The sequence below is a fragment of the Fibrobacter sp. UWH5 genome, from assembly GCF_900142505.1.
Classification (GTDB): domain Bacteria; phylum Fibrobacterota; class Fibrobacteria; order Fibrobacterales; family Fibrobacteraceae; genus Fibrobacter.
Map to the genome: position 1 here is coordinate 104256 of NZ_FRBB01000003.1, position 23545 is coordinate 127800.

The 23545-nt window shown below is 49.7% G+C and carries 16 protein-coding genes and 1 riboswitch; of the genes, 7 read left to right on the forward strand and 9 right to left on the reverse strand.

All coding sequences use genetic code 11. The features are described 5' to 3' along the window. Window positions 1-22 precede the first annotated feature (22 nt). The 6 genes from BUB38_RS04465 to BUB38_RS04490 all read right to left on the reverse strand — a co-directional run bounded on the left by BUB38_RS04465 (window position 23) and on the right by BUB38_RS04490 (window position 9470). Window positions 23-778 carry a phosphoglycerol geranylgeranyltransferase gene (locus BUB38_RS04465; protein ID WP_073157638.1) on the reverse strand — a complete coding sequence of 252 codons (756 nt, stop codon included), beginning with the start codon at window positions 776-778 and terminating at the stop codon, window positions 23-25. Window positions 779-871: 93 nt separating this feature from the next. Beyond that, the gene (locus BUB38_RS04470) at window positions 872-2848 is read right to left on the reverse strand and encodes a family 43 glycosylhydrolase (protein WP_073157936.1); all 1977 of its coding nucleotides are present in this window, start codon (window positions 2846-2848) and stop codon (window positions 872-874) included. Window positions 2849-3065: 217 nt separating this feature from the next. After that, window positions 3066-5708, reverse strand: coding sequence for an alanine--tRNA ligase (alaS, locus tag BUB38_RS04475; RefSeq protein WP_083538371.1), 2643 nt, complete (start codon window positions 5706-5708; stop codon window positions 3066-3068). Between the two features lie 146 nt (window positions 5709-5854). Beyond that, on the reverse strand, window positions 5855-7018 hold the full coding sequence (locus BUB38_RS04480; RefSeq protein WP_073157644.1) for a family 16 glycosylhydrolase: 1164 nt from the start codon (window positions 7016-7018) through the stop codon (window positions 5855-5857). 175 nt (window positions 7019-7193) lie between these two features. Continuing rightward, window positions 7194-8396: a type II secretion system F family protein gene (locus BUB38_RS04485; protein WP_073157647.1), complete on the reverse strand. Its 1203-nt coding sequence runs from the start codon at window positions 8394-8396 to the stop codon at window positions 7194-7196. Between the two features lie 6 nt (window positions 8397-8402). Next, on the reverse strand, window positions 8403-9470 hold the full coding sequence (locus tag BUB38_RS04490; RefSeq protein WP_073157650.1) for a type IV pilus twitching motility protein PilT: 1068 nt from the start codon (window positions 9468-9470) through the stop codon (window positions 8403-8405). Between the two features lie 87 nt (window positions 9471-9557). Here BUB38_RS04490 and BUB38_RS04495 point away from each other — a divergent pair, with 87 nt between their 5' ends. Then, window positions 9558-10064: a TlpA family protein disulfide reductase gene (locus BUB38_RS04495; RefSeq protein ID WP_073157653.1), complete on the forward strand. Its 507-nt coding sequence runs from the start codon at window positions 9558-9560 to the stop codon at window positions 10062-10064. Here BUB38_RS04495 and epmA read toward each other — a convergent pair. Then, entirely contained in the window at window positions 10061-11041 is a 981-nt protein-coding gene (gene epmA / locus BUB38_RS04500; protein WP_249269440.1) for an EF-P lysine aminoacylase EpmA, read from the reverse strand. The genes BUB38_RS04495 and epmA overlap by 4 nt on opposite strands. Window position 11042: 1 nt before the next feature. After that, a complete protein-coding gene (locus BUB38_RS04505; protein WP_254794874.1) occupies window positions 11043-12434 on the reverse strand; it encodes an FISUMP domain-containing protein in 1392 nt (463 codons plus the stop codon). Window positions 12435-12566: 132 nt separating this feature from the next. On the opposite strand from BUB38_RS04505, the gene BUB38_RS04510 reads away from it, so the two are divergent. Together BUB38_RS04510 and BUB38_RS15755 are read left to right on the forward strand one after the other, a co-directional pair. Then, window positions 12567-13805: an aminotransferase class V-fold PLP-dependent enzyme gene (locus BUB38_RS04510; RefSeq protein ID WP_073157658.1), complete on the forward strand. Its 1239-nt coding sequence runs from the start codon at window positions 12567-12569 to the stop codon at window positions 13803-13805. Between the two features lie 733 nt (window positions 13806-14538). Next, window positions 14539-14871, forward strand: coding sequence for a helix-turn-helix transcriptional regulator (locus BUB38_RS15755; RefSeq protein WP_083541920.1), 333 nt, complete (start codon window positions 14539-14541; stop codon window positions 14869-14871). Between the two features lie 72 nt (window positions 14872-14943). On the opposite strand, the gene BUB38_RS04525 is transcribed toward BUB38_RS15755, so the two are convergent. Beyond that, a complete protein-coding gene (locus tag BUB38_RS04525) occupies window positions 14944-17070 on the reverse strand; it encodes a glutamine synthetase III family protein (RefSeq protein WP_073157663.1) in 2127 nt (708 codons plus the stop codon). A gap of 315 nt (window positions 17071-17385) precedes the next feature. On the opposite strand from BUB38_RS04525, the gene BUB38_RS04530 reads away from it, so the two are divergent. The 4 genes from BUB38_RS04530 (at window position 17386) to BUB38_RS04545 (ending at window position 23542) form a co-directional block, all read left to right on the forward strand. Next, entirely contained in the window at window positions 17386-18531 is a 1146-nt protein-coding gene (locus tag BUB38_RS04530) for a sigma-54 interaction domain-containing protein (RefSeq protein WP_073157666.1), read from the forward strand. A gap of 57 nt (window positions 18532-18588) precedes the next feature. Continuing rightward, a riboswitch (cobalamin riboswitch) is annotated at window positions 18589-18786 on the forward strand. A 112-nt stretch (window positions 18787-18898) separates the two neighbouring features. Continuing rightward, on the forward strand, window positions 18899-20869 hold the full coding sequence (locus BUB38_RS04535; protein WP_073157668.1) for a TonB-dependent receptor: 1971 nt from the start codon (window positions 18899-18901) through the stop codon (window positions 20867-20869). 57 nt (window positions 20870-20926) lie between these two features. Continuing rightward, on the forward strand, window positions 20927-22381 hold the full coding sequence (locus BUB38_RS04540; RefSeq protein ID WP_073157671.1) for a YncE family protein: 1455 nt from the start codon (window positions 20927-20929) through the stop codon (window positions 22379-22381). A 279-nt stretch (window positions 22382-22660) separates the two neighbouring features. Beyond that, entirely contained in the window at window positions 22661-23542 is an 882-nt protein-coding gene (locus BUB38_RS04545; protein WP_073157673.1) for an electron transfer flavoprotein subunit beta/FixA family protein, read from the forward strand. The last annotated feature ends 3 nt before the right edge of the window (window positions 23543-23545 follow it).

Consider the following 23545-nt stretch of genomic DNA (forward strand, 5'->3'; position numbering starts at 1 on the left):
ACGTTTTGCAACGTTAGGTATGTTAACCCTTAGTATGAATCGCAGCAGAGAATTCAGCAAGGAGTTTCGGGTCCTGGACCTTTTCCCACAGGGTGCCCGTCACGATGATATTTGCACCGGCAGCAACACGGACAGCAGCCGTTTGCGGGTCCTTAATACCGCCACCAGTAATGATGGTCATTTCGGTTGCCTTGCGGGTGTAGGCAATATGTTCTACAGGAACGGGCTCTTCGGCGCCACTACCTGCTTCCAGATAGACATAGCGCATGCCCATGAGTTCTGCGGCAATGGAATTCACCATACTGAGCTTAGGCTTGTTAGCAGGTACCGGCATGGTATTGCTGATATATTCAACTGTAGTACGCTTGCCACTATTGATCAACTGATAAGCCGTAGGAATGGCTTCCATGTTCAGGGCACGAACCAAGGCACCACCACGAACCTGTTCATCGATCAGGTAGTTGGGATTGCGGCCACTAACCAAAGTCATGAACAGCATGGCATCAAAACCAGGAACAACTTGAGAAGCGCCACCCGGGAACAGGACAACGGGAAGATCCACATTAGCCTTAAGAGCAGCCACCTGTTTCGGCAAGGTGAAATTACCCAAATAGGAGCCGCCTACCAGCAGCAGGTCTGCGCCATTTTCAGCAGCCATGGCACCAGCCTTCACAAAGGCAGTCTCGTCTGATGTATCAGGATCCAGCAGCACAGCAAACAACGCACCGCGCTTTTCGATTTCTGCATTCAAACGAGCTTCAGTCTTACCGATTTTCATAAAACGCCTTAAAAGTAAAAGTACAGGTTCAATATAGAACTTTTTACCTTTCTAGCATACTCCTTTCGCGTGCAACACGCCATTTAGAGAGTTTTAATGGACTCTCACAGAAGAACCGCCAGCACGAACCAGATAGCTCCCCTGACCAAGGTTTTTCAGATCAACCTTGCGACTAAAGCCTCGACGGACCTCGACCCCATTCAAATCAAAAACAGTCCAACGCATATCTCTTGAAAGTTCTACGGTTCGTGTAGTTCCATCATAGTGCATACCAGCAACGGATTTCACAGCAGAAATTCTTTCTAGAGAATCGCCCTCGGCTTCAGCCGCCTTAGAAAATTTGATGTTCCCGACCAGCAATTCCCCAGATAATCCAGAAGCAGTTACATAGAAATCCTGCACGCCTTTCAGCTCAGGCAAATCGGAGCACTTTACGCTAACCCACTTGGAATCCCCACAAGACGTGGGAAGATCGCACTTGGAAATTTCATCGCCCTTTTTGCTTTCAGTTCTAATGGAAAGTGATCCTCCAGCACAATTCTTCACTTCTACATGAACAGCAGGACCTGTAATAGAATCCGTAATGACATTCTCATAAATGGCGTAACCGCCATCCTTGATTGCCATCTGGTCATTTTCATCTAGGCGAAGGCGAATACCATTATCAAATCCATTTGCAGGAATGGTATCGCGAATAATGCGGAGGAAGTCCAGTCGATCCAGTTCCCCATAGCTTTTGCCCTTGGTAATTTCAACAAAGTTACTGCCACGTTTCAATTTGGCGGGAATATAGACCACAGACTTTTCTGGGAATTCACCCCAGGCTCCAGTAATGGGCAGCTTCACTTCGCGGGTTACGCCGTTAACATCCACAAAGTGGGAACCTTCATCGGTCCAGTCATTGGCGTAACGATAGCGGATCAAGTAATCGCCAGCCTGAGGTATAATCATCGGCAGACGAATACGGCTGTCAGGTTCATTGATGTAGCCAACATACTCGCCGTTGGAAGCCTTGGAACTGCTTGAGATTTCCACGTTGCTGAGAATTCCATGTTCCGCTTCGGCACTCAAATAACGTCCCAGAAACGGCTGACCGAGTTCAGGCCAGTTGTCTTCCGTATAGACAATGTCGCGAACCTGGATCTTAGCTCGACCAGTATCGTTCTTATCGTAGTAATGATTCACAAAGCGCTGACGATTAATATCTTCAAAAGCTTCGCCGCCGGCAGGTCCGTAATAGCGTCCGTAGCGTTGCAGCAAAATGGTTCCACCACCTTTCAGGGCCTGATTTCCGGAACGGTCCAGGTAAGGTCCCGTAATGGAATTAGCGCGGTTCACAACAGTCTTGTAGGAATTTCCATCAAGGTTAGCACCTGTCTTGCAGCAGTTATCCCAAGCCGTAAACAAGAAGTACTTGCCATTATGTTCAATGAGGCTAGCCCCTTCTACACCGGCACCACCACGGTTGGCGATATTAATTTGTTCCGCCCCCTTGGTCACCTTGCCTGTTTTCTCGTCAAGTTCAATGATGTGGATTCCCGTACCCCAGGAGCCAAAGGCCATCCAGACCTTGCCTTGAAGGTCCTTTAGCACCGCCGCGTCAATGGCATTATAAGCGTCGTTCTTTACGGTATGAATCACCTCGCCCTGGTCCGTCCAACCATAACCAGGTTTCGTGGGATCGATTTCCTTGCTGGACATAAAGCCCATACCGGAAGAACGGATCCCCATTTCGGAACCGCAATAGTACACGCGGTATTCGCCACCAATGAAATGTATATCCGGCGCCCAGATATCGATCATGTTTGGCGCATAGGTATAAAGCCATTTCTCGAACTGGGGCATGGCAGGTTCGCCTTTTTTCCAGTTCAAGGCATCTTCGGAAGTCTGCATCAGCAGATGGTTGTCCGTAGTCATCAAGGCGTACCCGTCTTCATAACGGATAATGTCCGGATCATGGCCGGCCCACTGAGTTTCCTTGGCATACCAGTCAGCAGCCACGGCAGAAGAAACTGTAGATAAAAATGCCAACGCAAAAGCAGGTGCGTTCTTGGTGTACCCAAATCTCATATAGTCCATCCTTTCCCTAATCCACAAATAAATATAAACAAAAAAGAATCGCTAACCTGTAAATCCTATGCAAAAAAAACAGACCCCCGCATTTCTGCAGAGGTCTTGTTTAGTAGGAAGTAAAGAGTGAACAGTTATGAGCGTTGAGCTAGAGTTAGGCGCCTTCGGCGCGATTATTTACCTCAAAGGAGTCCCTCATACCTGCTCTCTCGTCTAATTAGCCCAGCTTTGCACGGATCCAGTTGTTGGCGTCCTTGATAGCTGCGGAAATCTTTTCAGGTTCACGGGTACCGGCCTGAGCACGGTCCGGACGGCCACCGCCCTTACCGTTACATGCTGCGGCAAGATCACGGACCATGTCGCCAGCCTTGATGCCCTTAGCCTGAACATCCTTGCCCACGATAACGGCGATGGAACCAGCACCGTTTACCTTGTTAGCAATGACAGCCACGGCACCCTTGTCCAGCTTGTTCTGGATACCGTCCAGGAGTTCCTTGTACTTATCTTCCGGCATATCGAATTCGCGAACGTAGAGCATGACACCCATGACGTCGAGGCCGCCATTCAGAACGTCGCCAGCGATCATTGTTGCCAGTTCCAGCTTCACGGACTGGAGAGCCTTTTCAAGGGACTGTGTCTTTTCGAAGGACTGCTGGATACGATCCAGAACTTCGGCATCCTTACAACGGAGACGATCGCGGAGAGCATTTACAATCTGAGCGCCAGCACGGAGCATAGACATAGCACCGCGGCCAGTGACAGCTTCGATACGGCGGACGCCGGCAGAAACGCTGGATTCGCTAATGATCTTTACCATGCCGATGTTACCGGAATTGGAAACATGCAAGCCACCGCAAAGTTCCTTGGAGAATTCTTCGCCAGCGGCACCCATCTTCACAACGCGTACGGTATCGCCGTACTTTTCGCCGAAGAGAGCCATAGCGCCAGAAGCCTTAGCTTCGTCCACGCCCATGACGTCGGTATTCACCGGCAAGCATTCCATGACCTTAGCGTTGACGATGTCTTCCACCTTCTGAATTTCTTCAGCGGTCATGGCGTTGAAGTGAGTAAAGTCGAAACGGAGGGAATCCGGAGTCACCAAGCTACCCTGCTGCTGCACATGGGAACCAAGCACTTCGCGGAGAGCGGCCTGGAGCAAGTGGGTTGCAGAGTGGTTGCGACGGATGTCCATACGACGTTCGTTGTCGACGGTAGCCATGAACACACCACCCATGGTCTGTTCGTTAGCTTCACCCTTCACCACCTTGGCGCGGCAGAGAGCGGTGTCGTTCACCTTGACAGTATCAAATACGCTCAGTTCCAAGTCGGCAGAAACCAGCATACCCTTGTCGCCAACCTGGCCACCCATTTCGGCGTAGAAGGGAGAAGTCTCCAGAACGATGGAAAGAACACCCTTGTCTTCGCGATAGCGGACAACCTTAGTTTCGCAAGCGGACAATTCGTAGCCAACAAAGTTGGTGGAAGCTTCGGAGTACTGGGTCCAGCCTTCGGTACCCATGGTGTTGATGCCCTGCTTCATGTTGGCGCGGGCACGTTCCTTCTGTTCTTCCATGCACTTTTCAAAACCGGCTTCATCAATGGTGAGGCCCTTTTCTTCGGCGAGGATGCCAGTGAGGTCCGGCGGGAAGCCGTAGGTATCGTAAAGCACGAAGACCTTGTCACCCGGCACAACCTTGGCAGAACCCATTTCGGTAACGATGGCTTCGAAACGTTCGAGACCTGCATCCAGAGTCTTGATGAAGCGGTCTTCTTCGCTCTTGATCACTTCGGTCACGAAAGCCTGACGCTGACGGATTTCGGGGAAGGCTTCGCCCATGGTATCAGCAAGAACCTGGACCAGCTTGTAGATGAAAGCTTCCTTCTGGCCGAGCAGACGAGCAAAGCGGCTTGCGCGGCGGAGAATACGACGGAGCACATAGCCACGACCTTCGTTAGAGGGCAGAGCGCCATCAGCAATAGCGAAGGAGACTGCGCGGATGTGGTCTGCAATCACGCGGTGGGGGGTGCCGTTTTCGTCGTCAGTGTAAGGTACGCCGGAAAGTTCAGCAACCTTGGAAATAATCGGGGTGAACACGTCGGTGTCGTAGTTGCTACGCTTGCCCTGGAGGATAGCGCAGATACGTTCGAAACCCATACCGGTATCAACGTTCTTTGCCTTCAGCGGAATGAGGGAGCCGTCGCTGATACGTTCATACTGCATGAACACATTGTTCCAGATTTCGATGTAGCGGTCGTTTTCGCCGTTCACGCCCAGGATAGGATCCTTGAAGGTTTCCATCTGGGTAGCAAGGTCGCCGCGGTCGTAATGAATTTCGGAGCAGGGGCCACAAGGACCGGTGTCGCCCATTTCCCAGAAATTGGAGTGAGCGTCGAAGCGCATGATGCGGTCATCGGGAAGACCGGAAACGTCCTTCCAGATCTGCCATGCTTCGTCATCATCCTGATAGACAGTTGCAAAGAGACGTTCCTTGGGGAGCTTCCAGACTTCGGTCAAGAGTTCCCATGCCCAACTAATAGCTTCCTTCTTGTAGTAGTCGCCGAAGGACCAGTTGCCCAGCATTTCGAAGAAAGTGTGGTGGTAGTTGTCACGACCCACAACGTCAAGGTCGTTATGCTTACCAGAAACGCGGAGGCACTTCTGGCTGTTGCATGCACGCTTCCAGCCCTTGGGATTGTCACCCAGGAAGATGGCCTTGAACTGGTTCATACCAGCATTGGTGAACATCAAGGTGGGGTCATCGTGAGGAACCACGGGAGAGCTACGGACGAACAGATGATCCTTGCTCTCGAAGAACTTAATAAAAGATTCGCGCACCTGCGCAGAAGTCATAGTAGGCATATTGTGTCCCTTATTGTTTTTTCGGCGGAAAAGATAGAATTTTAGCGCACGAATTCGAGGACTCTTGTTCTAGGGATGCATATAAAAATGCCCCGAGTCTTCTCGACGCAGGGCATTATCTAGAGAGGATTCAACAAGAAGGGCTTTTACTTGGCTTCGCGAGTCATAAGAAGCTTGCAGTATCCATCTTCCACGACCAAGTTTTCCTTTTTCAACATGACGTGTTCCATTTCCCAGTTACCGGCAGACCAGCGAGAGGCATCCAGTTCACCGTCAAAGTTGTCAGTCCAGGATTCAGTGAAGGTCTTTGTTGCAGTGTCGTAAGAATAGACTCGAACATAGTCAATCCACTGAGCGACCGGACCATCAGCCAATTCAGCGCCAGTAAACTTGCCAACCCAGGATGTACTCTTGGAAGCCCACAAGTTGAAGCGCAAGGACTGTTCCTTAGTCATAAATTCGACCTGTCCCTTAGTCATTCCCAGAACATCACGACGGACCTCGACACTATCAATTTCCCAGGAAATATATTCCGGAGTCCAGACCATGGCAAATAGGTGGAAATCTTCAGTAGCGTTGAAACCAAAGCCAGTCTTCGTTTCGGAAGTTTTCTTAGGATTCTTACGGCCACCTTCCACATCCGCTTCACGGGTAATCAAGTTAGCCTGCCACATGCCGGGATTAACACCAAGAACTTCAATATCAATTTCATTCCAGGGTTCATCGCCCAACATATAGGACGGATCATAGTAAAGGAACATGGAACTTACAGAACCAGGAATGGAGACCATCTTCATTCGAGCCTCAAAACGACCATATGTAAACTGATCCTTTCCAGTCAGTTCAGCCCCGTAATAATTATAGCTGTCAAAATCGGCCACTTCGACGGAAGCGTTGTTTGCATAGGTATTTTCAATCGTCAGGCGATAAGGTTCAGAAACCACCGGAGTTTCGCCGGGAGTCACAGGAGTTTCACCAGGAACCACGGGAGTTTCGCCAGGGACCACAGGGGTTTCACCAGGAACCACGGGAGTTTCGCCAGGGACCACAGGGGTTTCGCCAGGATCCACGGGAGTTTCACCGGGGACCACAGGGGTTTCGCCAGGATCCACGGGAGTTTCACCGGGGACTACGGGAGTTTCACCGGGAACTACGGGAGTTTCACCAGGATTTGCGGGATCGTCCACGTTTCCAGAGGGATTCATAACAGCGCCCGAATCTGTCGGACTAGAGCTATCATCGGAACATGCAGTAAATGCGCAGAACATTACGCCTGCAGTGAGGAAGGGGAGAAGGATTTTGGATTTCATGTTGTACCTCGCTGTTTCTTACATGATTTAATATACCCTTCTGTGCCGCTAATAGCCAATAGACTTGAATATCAATAATAAATTTAGTGTATCAACAGAATCAAAATATCTAACTTTTAAAAACAAAAAAAACGCGGAACACGTCCGCGTTTTTTGCTTTGACAAAACCCGTTTGTCAGCCCTTAACAGAGTCAGACATAGAGAACATGGGCATGTACATTGCAATAAGCAAGCCACCCACGGCACCACCCAGGAACACGATGATCAAGGGTTCCATCATGCCCACCACGCCATCCACTGCGGCATCCACTTCTTCGTCGTAGAAGTCTGCAAGTTTCAGGAGCATGCCGCCAAGGTTACCGGTCTTTTCACCCACGCCCGTCATCTGAATCACCATGGGCGGGAACAGGTTGCATTCGGCCATAGGTTCCGCAATGGATTTACCACCAGCAATACCGATGGAAATTCGACCGATGGCACGTTCCACAACTTTATTCGAAACAGTAGAGGCCACAACCTTCAAAGAATCCATCACAGACACACCAGCATTAAGCAAGGTGCCCAAAGTTCTAGCAAAGCTTGCAGTCGTGGACTTGATCTGAAGGTCTCCTAGCTTAGGAATTTTAAGCATCAGACCATCCCAGGCATACTTCGCCTTAGGAACTTTCATCGCCAACTTATAAGCCACAATGAGAATGACCACAAAAATACCCAGGAGCAAACCATTATCGCGCAAGAAGTCAGAAATGTTCATCACCACCTGTGTGGGAGCAGGAAGTTCAGCATCAAGAGCGGCGAACTGAGCGGCGAAGGTGGGCACCACGAAAGTCATAAGTGCAATCACCACCAAGATACCCACGATGATCAACATGACCGGGTACGTCAAGGCTTTCTTCACCTTACGCTTCAGACGTTCGCCGTTTTCAAGAGTTTCGGCCAAACGGGCAAGAATGCCATCCAGAATACCACCAGCTTCACCTGCGGCCACCATGTTGGTATACAAGGTCGTAAAAACCTTAGGGTGCTGCGTCAGCGCATCAGCCAAGGAAGAACCACCGTTAATCGACTGAGTCACCTTATGGATCACAGTTTTCAATTCAGGATTTTCGCACTGTTCTTCCAAAATGTTCAAGCACTGAAGCATAGGAAGACCGGCAGAACTCATAGACGAGAACATACGGGTAAAACGAGAAATATCGGCGGGCTTAATGCCAGAACCAATATTGATCTTGATTTCCATGGGCTTCTTTTTCAAGCTCTCGATAATCAAGCGGCGACGCATCAAGAGGGCTTCAGCTTCTGCCTTATCCTTCGCCTCAATGGAGCCTTCAAATTTATTACCGGCGCTGTTGGTCGCCTTATACAGGAATTCTGCCATAACTTACTACACTCCTTCCTTCACAAACAGCTGTTCCAGCTGATCCGGGCTGGGGGAACGAGACAAAGCTTCAAAGCGGTCCACCTTACGATTCTTAACCAAGTCGCAAAGACACATGTTCATGGTATTCATACCGAACTTCTGACCAATTTCAATCATGGATTCAATCTGGTGAACCTTGTCGTCACGAATCAGTGAACGGATACCCGGTGTGACGTTCATGATTTCGTATGCCATTACACGGCCACCGCCAATCTTCGGTACCAAGGTCTGACAAACAACGCCCTGAAGCACAAAGGAAAGCTGAGTTCGAACGGTCTGCTGTTCACCCTTGGGGAAAGCATCCACCACACGGTTAATGGTCTGCACACAGGAGTTGGTATGCAGGGTTGCGAAAGCCAAATGGCCCGTTTCAGCAATGGTCAATGCAGCACGAATAGTTTCAAGGTCACGCATTTCGCCGATAAGCACCACGTCAGGGTCCTGACGGAGAGCCATCTTAAGTGCGCTAGCAAAGCTTACGGTATCACTTCCCACTTCGCGCTGGTTAATCATACAGTTCTGATGCTTGTGCAAAAATTCGATAGGATCTTCCACAGTCAAAATGTGATCGTGACGTTCCTTGTTAATCTTATCGATCATTGCAGCCAGGGTAGTAGACTTACCAGAACCCGTAGCACCGGTCACCAGCACAAGGCCAGAGGGACGCGTCGTAAATTCAGCCAGAATTTTCGGAAGGCCAAGATCCTTAAAGGTCTTGATTTCCAGCGGAATAATACGCAAGGCAATCGCCACGCAACCACGCTGCAAATACGCATTGGCACGGAAACGAGCCAAGTTCGCAATACCAAAGGAAAAGTCGCATTCCTTGTTCTGTTCAAAAGACTTCTTCTGACCTTCGTTCATCAAACTATAGGTCATTCGCATAGTTTCATCCGGTTTCAGCTTGGTTTCACCAATAGCCGTAAGATTACCATGCAGACGAATAAGAGGAGGAGCTCCTGCTGTCAAATGCAAGTCAGAGCCACCACGTTTCACCATTTCAGCGAGAAGATCTTGAATATTGTATGCCATATCCAAGAATATAACATTATGTGCAAGTTTTTTTCACCCTATTTTTATCAAAATTCTTCCAAAAAACACTATTTTAAGGATAGTAGAATGAAAAAGTCTGGTTCCATAATAAAAATGATAATGTTTTCGCTGGCCACCTTATTGGTAGCCTGCGGTCATGATTCATTCCAGACCATGCCTTCAAAAATTTCAGACTTCAAGGGGATCCTCATCGGGCAAAAGGACAGCATCACAAGCTATCGGACGCAAAAAGGAGAGGCAACCCTTATAGTCCTTACGGCATCATGGTGCCCCGCCTGCCAGGCAGAAGTTCCCAGCCTCAAGGAAATTTCCCTAGACTACACCAACAGGGGGCTTAAAATTCTGCTTATCAGCGAAGACGACTCCCCCACTATAGCAGCCCGATACAAAAAGAAGGCGGAACTCCCCTGGACAATGATTCACTGGAATTACGACATCATGAACGCCTTGGGAAATCCAGGCGTCCTTCCAGTCAGCTACCTCGTCAACCAACAAGATAGTATCGTCAAAGTGAACGTGGGCATTTTCGACAAAAAAGAAATGCGATATCAACTAGATAAAATTCTGCGCTAGGCAACAGGGCTGGGGAACAAAATCACATCGGCGATTTCTTCCTTACCCATGGCAAGCATAAACAAACGGTCCAAGCCCAACGCGACGCCAGAACAGGCAGGCATGCCTGATTCTAGACCGGCCAAGAAATGTTCGTCGATCGGAGGCAGAGGCTTACCCATGGTCTTGCGGATTTCCAGGTCAGCATCAAATCGTCTGCGTTGCTCCACAGCGTCTGTCAGCTCGGTATATCCATTGCAAAGTTCCACCTGATCTACAAACAATTCAAAACGCTTTGCCCAGGTGAGTCCTTCAGAATCCACATAGGTTTGAGCGAGAGCTGCCTGAGAGGGCGGATAATCCAGAATAAATTCAGGTCCGTTACTTGCAAGAGCCGGTTCAATTATAAAGACCATCAGATAATCCCACCAGTCTTCGCGGGACATGGACTGCATTTCGGGAACAGGAATTTCGCGAGTGCGGCAAGCCTCGGCAAAGTCCCCGAGATTTTTGCAGAAAGGGTCAACGCCGGCATAATTTTTAAAGGCATCGATCCAGCGGGTGCGACGAGCGTTTATGGGCTTTCCGAGAATTTCACTTACCAAAGCTTCCACTTCGTCCATCAGTTTTTCTTGAGGCCAGCCAACGCGGTACCATTCCACCATACTGAACTCATTGTTATGATGGCTTCCGAATTCATCTTTACGGAAAGATTTTGCAATCTGGAAAATGTCGCCGAACCCGGCAGCCAGCAATCGCTTCATGTGGAATTCGGGGCTAGTCATCATGAAACGCAAAGGCTCACCAGCGGCACCCACCTGAAAATAATCCAGCTGGGGATCCGTTCCACCAGCGTTAGAAAGAGTGGGCGTTTCTACTTCAAGAGAACCTCGAGCAGTAAAGAATTCGCGGACCTTGTTCATCAGGGATTGACGTTTCAGCCAATTCTCTCGAGAACAGGTGGGAGCAAACGAAACGGGAGCCTTACCATCCATCATATTATTCTTCCGTAGAAGCGGCATCACCGCCGGCAACAGGATTCATGACGCAACGGACAGACATGGAGAAAGCCTTGTCCACTGGCATAGAGGAAACTTCCTTATCGGTGCTGAACATAGAACGAGCCACACCGCGGCCATCACCAACGTCAGCATCAGTCCAGAAGTATGCGCCCTCACCCTGAATGACAGAGATGTTATTCTTGTTGACATAACCGCCAAAGAGAACTGTAAAGGCGTAATCGTCAGAGCCATTGCTACGAAGTTTTTCGGCAGCTACATTGGCACCGCCGGCATAAACTTCCAGCATTTTCCATTCGTCATCAGTAGAAAGGTGAGAACCTTCGGGGCAAGCCGCCTGAGCTCCATCATAGGAATAGAGACGTCCGAAAACCTTGCAGTTCTCTTCTTCTCCGTCATAACATTTAGACTTGTCTTCCATGACGTAAGCCAAGTTCTGTACAAACCACTTGGTACCATTAATGTCTTTCACCTTGTAGCTCTTGTTATCTCGCGAATCCACAAAAGTTTCAAAAACCGGGCAACGGGTTTCCATTTCCTTGGAAGCCAAAATAGAATCCACCTGAGGTTGCCACATATAGCAGAAGCGGAAGAGTTCGCCACCGGGAAGAGCGGAACTATCAGCCTTGTGCCTGTCAGCCCACTGGTTCACGTAGGAAACGCTGATTACAGAAGAATCGGGAATCGAAAGACCCTTGGCATTAACCTGCATCAATTTTGCAAAAGGTTCCGCAGCGGACATGGGGACTTTCCAGAAGCCATCCACGATTCCATTACGGAGAGCCTCGTAAAGGGGAGACGGTTTAGAAATGGTGATCACCGTATCCACATAATGTTCGGGAACAGCATCGCAAACCGGTTTATGCTCCACGCCACGCAGGGTATCTGCCTGAGCCCAGCATTCCTCGATGCAAGCCTCGCGAGCCTTACCTTTCTTCGCGCAAGGAACCCAGAGGGTCGTGTCCACCTGTTCCTTCACAGGCTTCGCGTAAGCCTTAGTTTTCAAGGCGGACTTTGCCACGGAACCAAGAGTTTCAATGGCATTTGCATTTCCTGCCGTAGCATCGGCAATCAATTTGTTGGTCACCTTGAGACATGTTTCCATGTCCTTGCCATTGGAGCAGGCCTTGACACCATAGCCATACACAAACTGGTTGGGGCAACTTTCAAAAGATTCACCAGGCATGGCCTTAAAAATCTTTTCATAAACTTTTACGGCATCGTTGGGGGAAAGTTCACCGCAGTAAATTTCCTCAACTTGACCTTTTTTCACCATCTTCTGCACAGTAGCCACATCGCCTGCATCCACAGCGTCACGAAGTTCCTGTTGGGCAAAAGCAGTCGCTGCAAAAGACAATGCAAGCCCGGTCATAACAAAAATGTTTTTACGTCTATAAACCATACCAATAACCCTTTAATTTTTTTCAGCCCCAAATATACAAAACACGGCTCTATAAGACATCAAAACAATTCTAAACATTTTTCAATTTCTATTTTTGGACATATGATTGATGTAAAGTTTGATGCAGAAAAAATCCGTAGCGAATTTCCCATGCTCGTGGCAGGCGACAAGGAAGCTAAACCCCTGGCATTCCTGGATAGCACCGCCACCACCCAGAAGCCCGCATGCGTTATCGATGTCATGAACGACTTCTACCGAGAACACTACAGCTCTGTAAAGCGCGGCGTCTACCGTTTGAGCGCACGCACTACCGAGGCCTACGAAGCCACCCGCAAGAACATCGCCAAGTTTATAAACGCCAAGAGCGAAAACGAAATCGTCTTTACCCGCGGCACCACCGAAAGCATCAATCTGGTGGCCTGGAGCTATGGACGCAAGTTCTTTAACGCTGGCGACGAAGTTCTCATCAGCGGCCTCGAACATCACGCAAACATCGTCAGCTGGCAAATCGTTGCCGAAATGAAGGGTGCAAAAATCAAGGTCATCCCGGTAAAGGACGATGGAGATTTGGATTTGGGTAAGCTACCGGAACTGCTAACCGAAAAAGTAAAGATGGTGGCCGTAACCCATGTAAGCAATGCCGTGGGCACGGTAAATCCCATCAAGGAAATTATTAAGACCGTCCGCAGCAACGCTCCCCAGGCAAAGATTTTGATTGACTGTGCACAGAGTTCTTCCCACCTAAAGATTGACGTGCAGGAATTGGACTGCGACTTCATCGCTTTTAGCGGACACAAGATGTACGGCCCCACCGGCATCGGCGTTCTTTATGGCAAGTACGACGTACTGGACTCCATGCCACCTTGGCACGGCGGCGGCGAAATGATCAAGAACGTTACCTTCGAAAAAACAACCTACGCCGATGTTCCCGAACGCTTTGAAGCAGGCACTCCCGCCATTGCAGAAGTTCTGGGTTTAGGCAAGGCCGTAGAATGGATTCAGGAGATCGGCCTGGACAACATCCGCGAACACGAAGAAAAGATTGTCACATATGCGTTGGAGCAGCTGGCCACCATTCCGCAGATTAAGGTCCTTGGAAATCCCAAGAATCGCGGGGCACTCATCAGCGTAACTCTAGACGGAATCGCCGTCAGCGACGCCGCCATGATTCTCGATGAAGAGAACGTCGCTGTGCGCAGCGGCCACCACTGCGCTCAACCGGTCATGGACCGGTTCGGCGTGGATGCCACCCTCCGACTTTCCTTTGGCGTTTACACTCTAGAACGAGACGTAGACAGGTTCATCGCAGGCATCAAGCGAGTGGTGAGGTTGTTCGCCTAAAGCAAGTAATCACAACGACCGGTAACATTTTTTAGCACCTTGTTCAAAAGGTGCTTCTTTATTATATTCGTAACGTATTAGACAATCCTGTTGACTGGGGCGTAAGCATCCCCGAATGGGCACACAAACCTTTTGCAAAAGACGCTGGATAGCTGACCGGAACACGACCGGTTCGAGTTCGCTACCTTGGGTAGCGCAGGTAACGCCAGAGAATACCTCTGCCATCAAACTTAGCAAATCATCCTAAAAGGAAACATTTTTCTACTTGAGCCGTAAAGACGGCTCCTTCCACGCATTCAGACAATGCGGTTTTCTTTGACATGGAATGATTATGGCTTTCTAAGTTAAGCGAACTACATGCGCCTTGAATGTAAATAAAAACTATTGACACATAAATAAAAAATATTTATACTTATGTATGAAGTTGTAATTAAAAAGAAAATTGTAAAGAAAGCGACAACGTTGCCTAAAGAAATCTTTCAAAAATTTAGACAACTCGTCGAAGAAATCAAAGTTCAGGGTCCCGCACGCTCCAACTGGTCAAATTACGGAATCTTGAAAGGAACCAACACCCACCATTGTCACCTATCACTCAAATGGGTTGCATGCTGGGTTGAAACAGAACAAGGAATACAAGTGGAGGTAACATATGTTGGCAGTCGTGAGAGCGCCCCGTATGCCAAAAACTGAGCCAGCATGTTTCTCTATTCAAGGGAACGTGCCTGAATACGTGATGAAATATCTGCGTAGCAAGTTTAACGACGTTCAAGTTTTTGAGCCCGAATCATGCTTTACAGAAAACGATTCTGCAGAAGATGACGAAGAATTAATCCGTTGGGAAGATTCTGGACTTGAAGAAAAATTTCAATCCATGACAACCCCTGGCGAGAGTCTCAAGCTTCTTCGTACCAACTTCAAGATGACCCAGCGTCAGCTTGCCGAAAAAGTGGGCATTGCAGTGCAGGCAATTTCTGCCATGGAGCGAGGCCGCGCACCCATCGGTCGCAAAATGGCTCATAAGCTGGCTGATGCACTAGGAACAAGCTACAAGAACCTGTTCTGGTAAAAACAGAAATCGCACCTATAAAAATTCCCCGGCACTCGTTGTAAGTGTCGGGGATTTTGCAAGACGTTCATCTTAATAGATGAACATCATCTCACGATACTTAGGCAGGGGCCACATTTCGTCGGACACAACCTTTTCGAGAGCATCCACTACCTTACGGGTTTCTGCCATGGCAGCGAGAATATGTTCGTGTTCAGCTTCGAGAGCGGATTCAATCTTGGAGATTGCAGCGGTCAAGTCGCGGTAGCCTTCGCCCAAAGACTTTGCGTAAACGTCCACACCGGGGAAACCCTGGTTGAGAGCCATTTCGTTGGTCTTGAGAGCGCAGGAGTATGCTTCCACCACTCTGGGCAAGATAATATTCTTGGCCATGTCGCGGCAGATTTCACCTTCGATGCGAACGCGCTTGTGGTAATCTTCCACGTTCACTTCGTAGCGGGATTCCATTTCCACGCGGTTCATGACACCATACTTTTCAAAGAGGGCAATGTTGGCTTCGTTCTTCAGAGCTTTCAACGCTTCCAGAGAAGTGCGGATGTTGGGAAGGCCGCGGCGTTCTGCTTCGGCAATCCATTCGTCGGTATAGCCGTTACCGTTGAAGATGACACGCTTGTGTTCCTTCACGATCTTCTGCAGAATCTTCTGGAGACCGGTGTGGAAATTCTTGTCATCCAACTTTTCCAGCTGTTCGGCAATCATGTCGAAAGCTTCAGCAACAATGGTGTTCAGTACAACGTTAGGTTCGGAGCAAGACTGGCTGGAACCCGGTGCGCGGAATTCGAACTTGTTGCCGGTGAAGGCGAATGTACTGGTACGGTTACGGTCCGTAGCGTCGCGGGGCAACGGCGGCAAACTATCGGAACCAAGTTTCATGGCACCGGCCTGCTTACTGGACTTGGGAGCACCCTGTTCCAACTGTTCAATCACGTCCATGAGCTGATCGCCCAAGTACATGGAGACAATGGCCGGAGGAGCTTCGTTAGCACCGAGGCGGTGATCATTACCAGCGCCTGCAGTAGTCATGCGGAGCAAGTCAGCGTGAGAATCCACAGCGTAGATCACTGCGCAAAGGGTTGTAAGGAACACAGCGTTTTCGTGAGGATTACTGCCTGGGTTCAGCAGATTCGCAGCACCATAGGAAACGCTCCAGTTGTTATGCTTGCCGGAGCCGTTCACGCCAGCGAAAGGCTTTTCGTGAAGGAGGCAAACCAAGCCGTTCTTGTCAGCCACATTGCGGAGCACTTCCATAACCTGCATGTTATGGTCGCAAGCCAGGTTCACTTCTTCGAACATGGGAGCAAGTTCAAACTGTGCGGGAGCCACTTCGTTGTGGCGAGTCTTTGCAGGAATACCGAGCTTCCACAGTTCCATTTCCACTTCATTCATGAAGTTCAGAATACGAGCGGGAATAGAACCGAAGTAGTGGTCATCCATCTGCTGATGCTTTGCAGGAACGGCACCGAACAGAGTGCGGCCAGCCTGATAAAGGTCCGGGCGCTGCAGGTAGAAACGCTTGTCGATGAGGAAGTATTCCTGTTCAGCACCGAGAGTAACAGTGGTCTTCTTCTTACCAGCCTTGAAGCAAGCCATCAAACGTTCAGTGGACTTGGAAAGAGCCTGCAGAGAGCGGAGCAGCGGAGTCTTCTTGTCCAGAGCTTCGCCCGTGTAAGAGCAGAATGCAGTAGGAATGCAGAGGGTGGCTCCGTTACCGTGACGCTTGATGAAAGCAGGGCTAGTGGGATCCCATGCAGTATAGCCACGAGCTTCGAAAGTGGAACGGATACCGCCGCTGGGGAAAGAGGAAGCATCCGGTTCACCCACGATCAGGTTCTTGCCGCTAAAGACCATGATTGCATCGCAGCCACCGAGGCCATCCGGTTCCAGGAAGGAATCGTGCTTTTCGGCGGTGGAGCCGGTAAGGGGCTGGAACCAGTGAGTAAAATGAGTAGCGCCGCGATCCATGGCCCACTTCTTCATGGCATGGGCAACTTCGCCGGCGATGTTCGGATCAAGGGGAGCACCCTGTTCGATGGTTGCAAGCAACTTCTTGCAGATATCCTTGGGCAGGTAAACCTTCATGGCGTTGGCGTTGAAAACGTCTTCACCGTAGTAATCCACATTGACGGTTTCGGCAGGCTTCACCGGAGCGGTCTTTGCCTTGGCGATTTCGTCGATGGTATTCTTTCTATAGGTGCTCATAATGTTTTTCCTTGTGTTCGGTTCCGCGTTGCGAAAACCGTTGTGAAGGCAAAATTAGGAACATCATAGACGCATTTCATCTGTTTTTTTTATAAAAAAGCCTTCTTTTCATTACATTTTTGTAAAAAAGGTTAGATTTTTTACATTTTAGTAAAACATCAAACAAAAATTATGTATATTTACGGCGTCATTTGAGATTTTTTCTCTCCTAGAACATGCTGCACTGAGGGCAGAGTACTCCTAAAAAGTCCCTCGGTGCAGCAATTTTCATAACGGGCCACCCCGAACGGGACCGAAAAGCCAAAAGGACAGCGAGTGGATTTTAACGCGCTAAAGACATCAGCTTTTGTCGAAATAGCGGACGTTCTCAAGACCGTCCGTAAGCGCGATTTGCAACTTGCAGAAGTCCAAAACATCCTTCAAAAGAATTTTAGCGTCGCAGAAAACCTCCACAACGAGGAATGCAATAAAATCCGTGACGTCATAGAAGGTAGATCCGGTGAACTCATTGGAAACACCAGCGAAATGCGCGAAGTTTCCAAGCAGGTCAAGCAAATCGCCCCCACCATCGCCGTCGTCCTCATCCGCGGAAACGCGGGCACCGGCAAGGAATACGTGGCGCGCGCCATCCATCAGACCTCCGACCGAAAGGACGGCCCCTTCGTCACCCTGAATTGCGATTCCCTGAACGATTCCATTGCCAACAACTTCGAAACGGAACTTTTCGGCTACGAACGAGGAGCCTTCACAGGCGCCACCAACCGTCATTTGGGAAAGGCAGAACTTGCCGCCCGCGGCACCCTTTTCCTGGATGAAGTCGGCAACCTCTCCCCCACCGCCCAAAAGAAATTACTCCAGTTCATCCAAGGGCAAAGCTTCAGCCGCCTCGGCAGCAACATCGTCCAGCACACCGACGTCCGCATCATGGCCAGTACCGGGAAAAATTTGGAAGCCATGATGCAGCAAGGGCTGTTCCGGGAAGACCTCTATTACCGTTTAAACATCTTTCAGATTAACCTGCCCGACTTAACCCAAAGAAAAACGGACATTCTTCTTTTGGCGGACCATTTCATCGCCAAGATGAACTTGAAATACGGTAAGAAAATCCTTCGTCTGAGCTCCCCCGCCATCGACATGCTCCTGAGCTACCACTGGCCGGGCAACGTCCGCGAACTGGAAAACTGCATTGAACACGCCTGCCTCGTCACCACTGACGTGGCAATCAACGCCTACGACTTGCCACCAACACTACAAACAGACGTCACTAGCGGTTCAGCCCTTTTACCCGAAGGAACCGCCTCGCTAGAAACGCTTTTGGATTCCTACGAAAAAGAAATCATAACCGAGGCCCTCCGACGCAACAAGGGCAACATGAGCGCCGCCGGCAGAGATCTAGACATCAGCCCCCGCGTAATGCACTACAAGATAAACCGTCTTGGAATCGAAATAGACAAAGGCTAGACCTAGCGATAGAACGTTTTTATAACTTTACACTATTACATCAATTATCTAAATTAGCGGCGTAAACATAGTTTTTGTGCCCTGAAAAGCCTTAGAGAGAACTCCGGTGAAAATCCGGGACGGTCCCGCCGCTGTATGGGAGTACGAAACCGGCATAATTTCAAAACCAGTGGAAGGTAGCCAATCCCTCTGCGAAGGAGCCGGAAGTAGGACGATCCCCGAGTCAGAAGAACTGCAAAAACGGAAAACTTGTAGAGGATCGATGCGAGAGACATCCAACCCAACAACCGCAATAGATGCGGTTCGTTTTTGCGTTATGCAGAAAACACGCCAAACGCTTTTTGCGTTTACGTTTTTTGCGTTTGCCTTGGGTGTAATCACTAGCATCACAAACGCAGCCGAAATACAGGATTTAGGGGTCTCCGAAATTGTCGAACCTCCCCCAACACCCGCCGATGTAGCCCCCAGTTACGAAGAAATCAAGCCCGACTCCTGGGAAGGCCGCGGACTTTCCGCAGCGGAAGTCCTTTCTGCACTCCCCGGCATTCAAAGTTACAAGCAAGGCGGTATGGGCAGCTTCCAGACCGTAAGTATCCGTGGCGTGGCGGCAAGAAACGTTTTGATTTGCATTGATGGAGTTCCCGTCAACGACGCAGGTGGCGGAGCAGCCGATTTAGGCGTCATCGACTTAAACAACATCGAAAAAATCGAAGTCTACAAGGACCGCGTTCCCGCAAAGTTCGGCGGAGCAGGTCTCGGCGGAGCAATCAATTTCGTTACAAAATCAGCCATCCGCAAAAACGGAAGCAAAGGCACCACAGGGCGCATTCTCGCAACCATCGGTTCCCACAATTCTTTCGAAGGTTCTGCACAAGTTTCCGCAAGTCCCAAGGACAGCATTCAATTTTCCGCGACACTTTCCGCACGGCACAGCGACAACGATTACGAATTCCTGAATCGAAACGGAACCGCCTACAACACGGATGACGATTTTACCGACAAACGGGAGAACGCCGAGTTCACGGAATACTCCGGAAACCTGCAATACCGCATACTTCACAAGGGTGACTTCTTTTCTACGATTTCGGCCAGCGTCACCCATACCGAGTCGGGCAACCCGGGACACGAAAGTTCACAGACCAAGGTGGCCGAGTTCGTAGGCGACAACGCACAGGTTTCCTACCGTTTAGAGGCACCCATTTTGTGGCAGAGTCTCTTGCTAGAAGCTGGCGTTTCTGGGAAATTTGAAAAAAATGTTTCTGCATCCTATTACCCCCTGGATTACATCGGCTACAGTTACCCCGATTTTATCCACTACGGTTTAGCAGGATACCGACTGATTCCTGAACTCACCGGCACGCTGATTCTCGACCGTTTCGAGAGTTCCGTACGGCTCGGCGCTTCCGCTGAAAAATGGGAAGCTCGCGGAACTATCAAGGATTTTGGAATTGCACGTTATACAGGTTCCATCGCCGCCAACGGAGAATTCGCCCTTACGAAATGGCTAAGCCTCTTTGCAGAGGGAAACATTCTCAAGACCAATGACGAAATTGATGGCGGAAAGTTCCTTATGCCTACAGGCACGGCAATTATCAGCGATGCGGAAGATCGAGACCTTAGTTTCGCAGGAATGGTCCAGGCAAAATTCGGCAAGAAGGACGGTTGGTTTGGCGGAAACATCAGCATCGGTCGTTATTATAGACAACCTCAGCTGATGGAACTTTACGGTGTGTACCAGGGAGTGCTTTCCAATCCCAAGTTGAAAGACGAAACCGCTGTTCGTTTTGAAGTTGGCGGATTTGTACAAAGTCCTTCCAAAAAAAGCACCCTACGCGCCACTTACTTTGACACTCAATTGGAAAATGGAATTTTCTGGACCGTCAGCACAAACACAATGAAGGCTTTCAATGTAGATGACGCCAGTATTCAAGGCATCGAGCTGGAATTAAACAGCAGGCCCGCCAACTTCTTCGAGACCACAATCCGCGGCACAATCCAGAATCCAAGGGACGAAAGCAAGGTAAGAATGTACAACAGCAAGATTTTGCCAAGCGAACCCGTACACAGCTACTATGTTGAAGGAAAGTTCTATTTGCCACTGCACTTCGACTTGGCTTTTGACGTAAACTATAGAACTCGGATTTACACGGACAGGTTAAACAAAATAAGGCAGCCCCCCGTCGCCAGGTATAACGCAGCACTGGGCTTCGCCCCCTGGGAAACCACCCGTTTGATTTTAGGCATTACAAATATTTCAGACGAAACCTACACAAACATTTTTGCCCCGAACCCCACTCCGGGTAGGGAATGGCATTTCACTCTTTTACAAAAATTCTAACCTCCAAAACATTTCCCGTTCAAACCGGGAATGTCAACCCCCAAAAAAGGAAACGACATGAATCGCAAGATACTCACCCTCCTTACAGCAGCAAGCTTCGCCCTATTCTTCGGCGCCTGCGGCGACGACAACAGCGCATCCAGCAACGGTCCGGAAATTTCCTGCCTTGACACCGACGACTGCCTAGACGAAGACCTTTCCAGTGCCGACGACGAGCCCACCTCTTCTAGCAGCAAGAAGGGCGACGCCAAGTCTTCCAGCAGCGTAAAGGATAGCAAGGACGAAAATAAGTCCAGTTCCTCCGTCAAGAAAGATAATGATGAAGACAAGTCCAGTTCTTCTGAAACAAAGGACGACAAATCTTCCGATAGCAAGAGTGAATCCTCCAACAGCAAGGGCGATTCTTCTTCAAGCGAAACTCAGGAATCCAGTTCTTCCGAAGCTTCCGAATCTTCCTCCAGCGAAGAAGTAAAGCCTGTCGAATACGCAAACACCACCCCGAACCTGGTAGACCTGGAAGTTTCCAGCGACACCCTATTCGCAGTATTCCAGCGTCAGAATGCAGACTATAGCATTTCCCACAATGGCCTGCTTGCCATGTATAAGTTGAGCGACGGCACCCTCCTGGACACCATCCAGCTTGCCACCAAGAACCCTTCCGCAGTAAAGGTCGCTGGCGGCAATGTCTATGTGGCAACCGCAGGTGCTTATGACGAATCTTACACACTTGCAGCGGACAACAACCGCGGCATCGAAAAGGTTGACCTTTCCAAGAAGACCTCCAGCCTTTTCATTGCAGGAACAAAGTTGGGCGGTGGCGTCAACGATTTCGTCGTAGATGCCAAGAACAAAAAGGGCTACGCCATGATTTACAGCAATTGGATGGTTGCTGCCAAGGTCGTAGAAGTCAACCTTTCCACTGGCAGCATCACCAAGACCATCGATGGCCTTAAGGATCCTCAGGGAAGTCTTGAATTCGACGCCACAAAAAACGTACTCTACATCGGTGACCGTGGCGACAGCTACACCTTCGAAGACATCATGGTGTATTCTTACGACGGTTCTACCCTCACACCTTACGTAGAATTGGACGAAGAAGAAGATGAATTCGAATTCCGTCAGGCCTATAGTATTAAAGCTATTGCTGGTGTTCCCTATGTCTTTGTTTCCGACTACAAGACCGGAGCACTCTATGTAGACTTCGCAGATCTTTATTCCGATGGGACAGCATTCTTCCAGGATTCCAAACTGGCTGCAGTAAACGGCGAACTCTTCTTGATGGAACGCGGCGATGCCGCTACCATCGCAAAGATCAACACCGCAGACGGTTCCGCTACATGGCAGTCCATCGCCTCCGGCAAGAACCCCTACGACATGGTCGCCGCAAGTGCCTCCACCGCATGGGTCGCCTACTACGGCTCTCCCGTTTTGGAACTGATCAGCACCTCCAACGGTTCTTCCGTGAAGCTGATCGACACCAAGGAATTCTGCGCCGTCAAGGTTGCAGACTAATTGCATAGACCCAGGTAAAACTGGTTAGGAGACAAGGAGGCCCTTCGAAAAAATCGAAGGGTTTCTTTTTATTCAGAACGAACCGCCCTACATTATTCTCAAAAATATACTTTGTAAGTTAAATATCATCTTTTTGTAGCAAAAACAATGATGTTTGACCGATTTTTCGGATCCATTTAAGAATTTCGACTTTGACGATTTCCACCAAAAAGGTACATTTGGCCCAAATAACATTAAACTAACCACTTGGCGGTTTGAACCCGCTAAAGAAATATCATTATGAGTCTAAAAATCGTTGTACTTGCTAAGCAAGTTCCTGACACACGAAACGTGGGTCCCGACGCCATGACGGAACAGGGTACCATCAATCGTGCTGCCTTGCCTGCAGTCTTCAATCCTGAAGACCTGAATGCACTGGAACAGGCCCTCCGTCTGAAGGACCAGTTCCCCGGCTCCACCATTTCCGTTGTGACCATGGGTCTTCCCAAGTCTGCAGAAGTCGTTCGCGAATCTCTCTATCGCGGCGCTGACGAAGGCTTCGTCGTTACCGACCGTACCCTCGGCGGTGCAGACACCCTGGCTACCAGCTACACCCTGGCTCAGGCCATCAAGAAGGTTGGCAACTACGACATTATCCTCTGCGGCCGTCAGGCTATCGATGGCGATACCGCACAGGTCGGTCCCCAGATCGCCCAGAAGCTGGGCCTCACCCAGGTGACCTACGCCGAAGAAATCCTTTCTCTCGACGAAAAGGCTCGCAAGGTCGTTATCCGCCGTCTTATCGACGGTGGCGTTGAAACCGTGGAAGCACCGCTCCCGCTGGTCGTGACTGTTAACGGTTCCGCAGCTCCCTGCCGCCCCCGCAACGCCAAGCGCGTCATGAAGTACAAGAACGCAACCGCAGTTGCCGAACGTGCTCCCGAAGCCGCAGAAAAGTATGCAGCCCTTATCGCTGAAAAGCCCTACCTGGACATCGCCCAGTGGGGTGCAGCCGACATCGAGGCAGATCCTGCTCAGATCGGTAAGGCCGGTTCTCCGACCAACGTGAAGGCTGTGAAGAACATTGTGTTCAAGGCCAAGGAAAGCCGCACCCTCACCGCTAGCGATGAAGATGTGGAAGGCCTGATCAAGGAACTCTTAGAAGGAAAGATTATCGGTTAACCT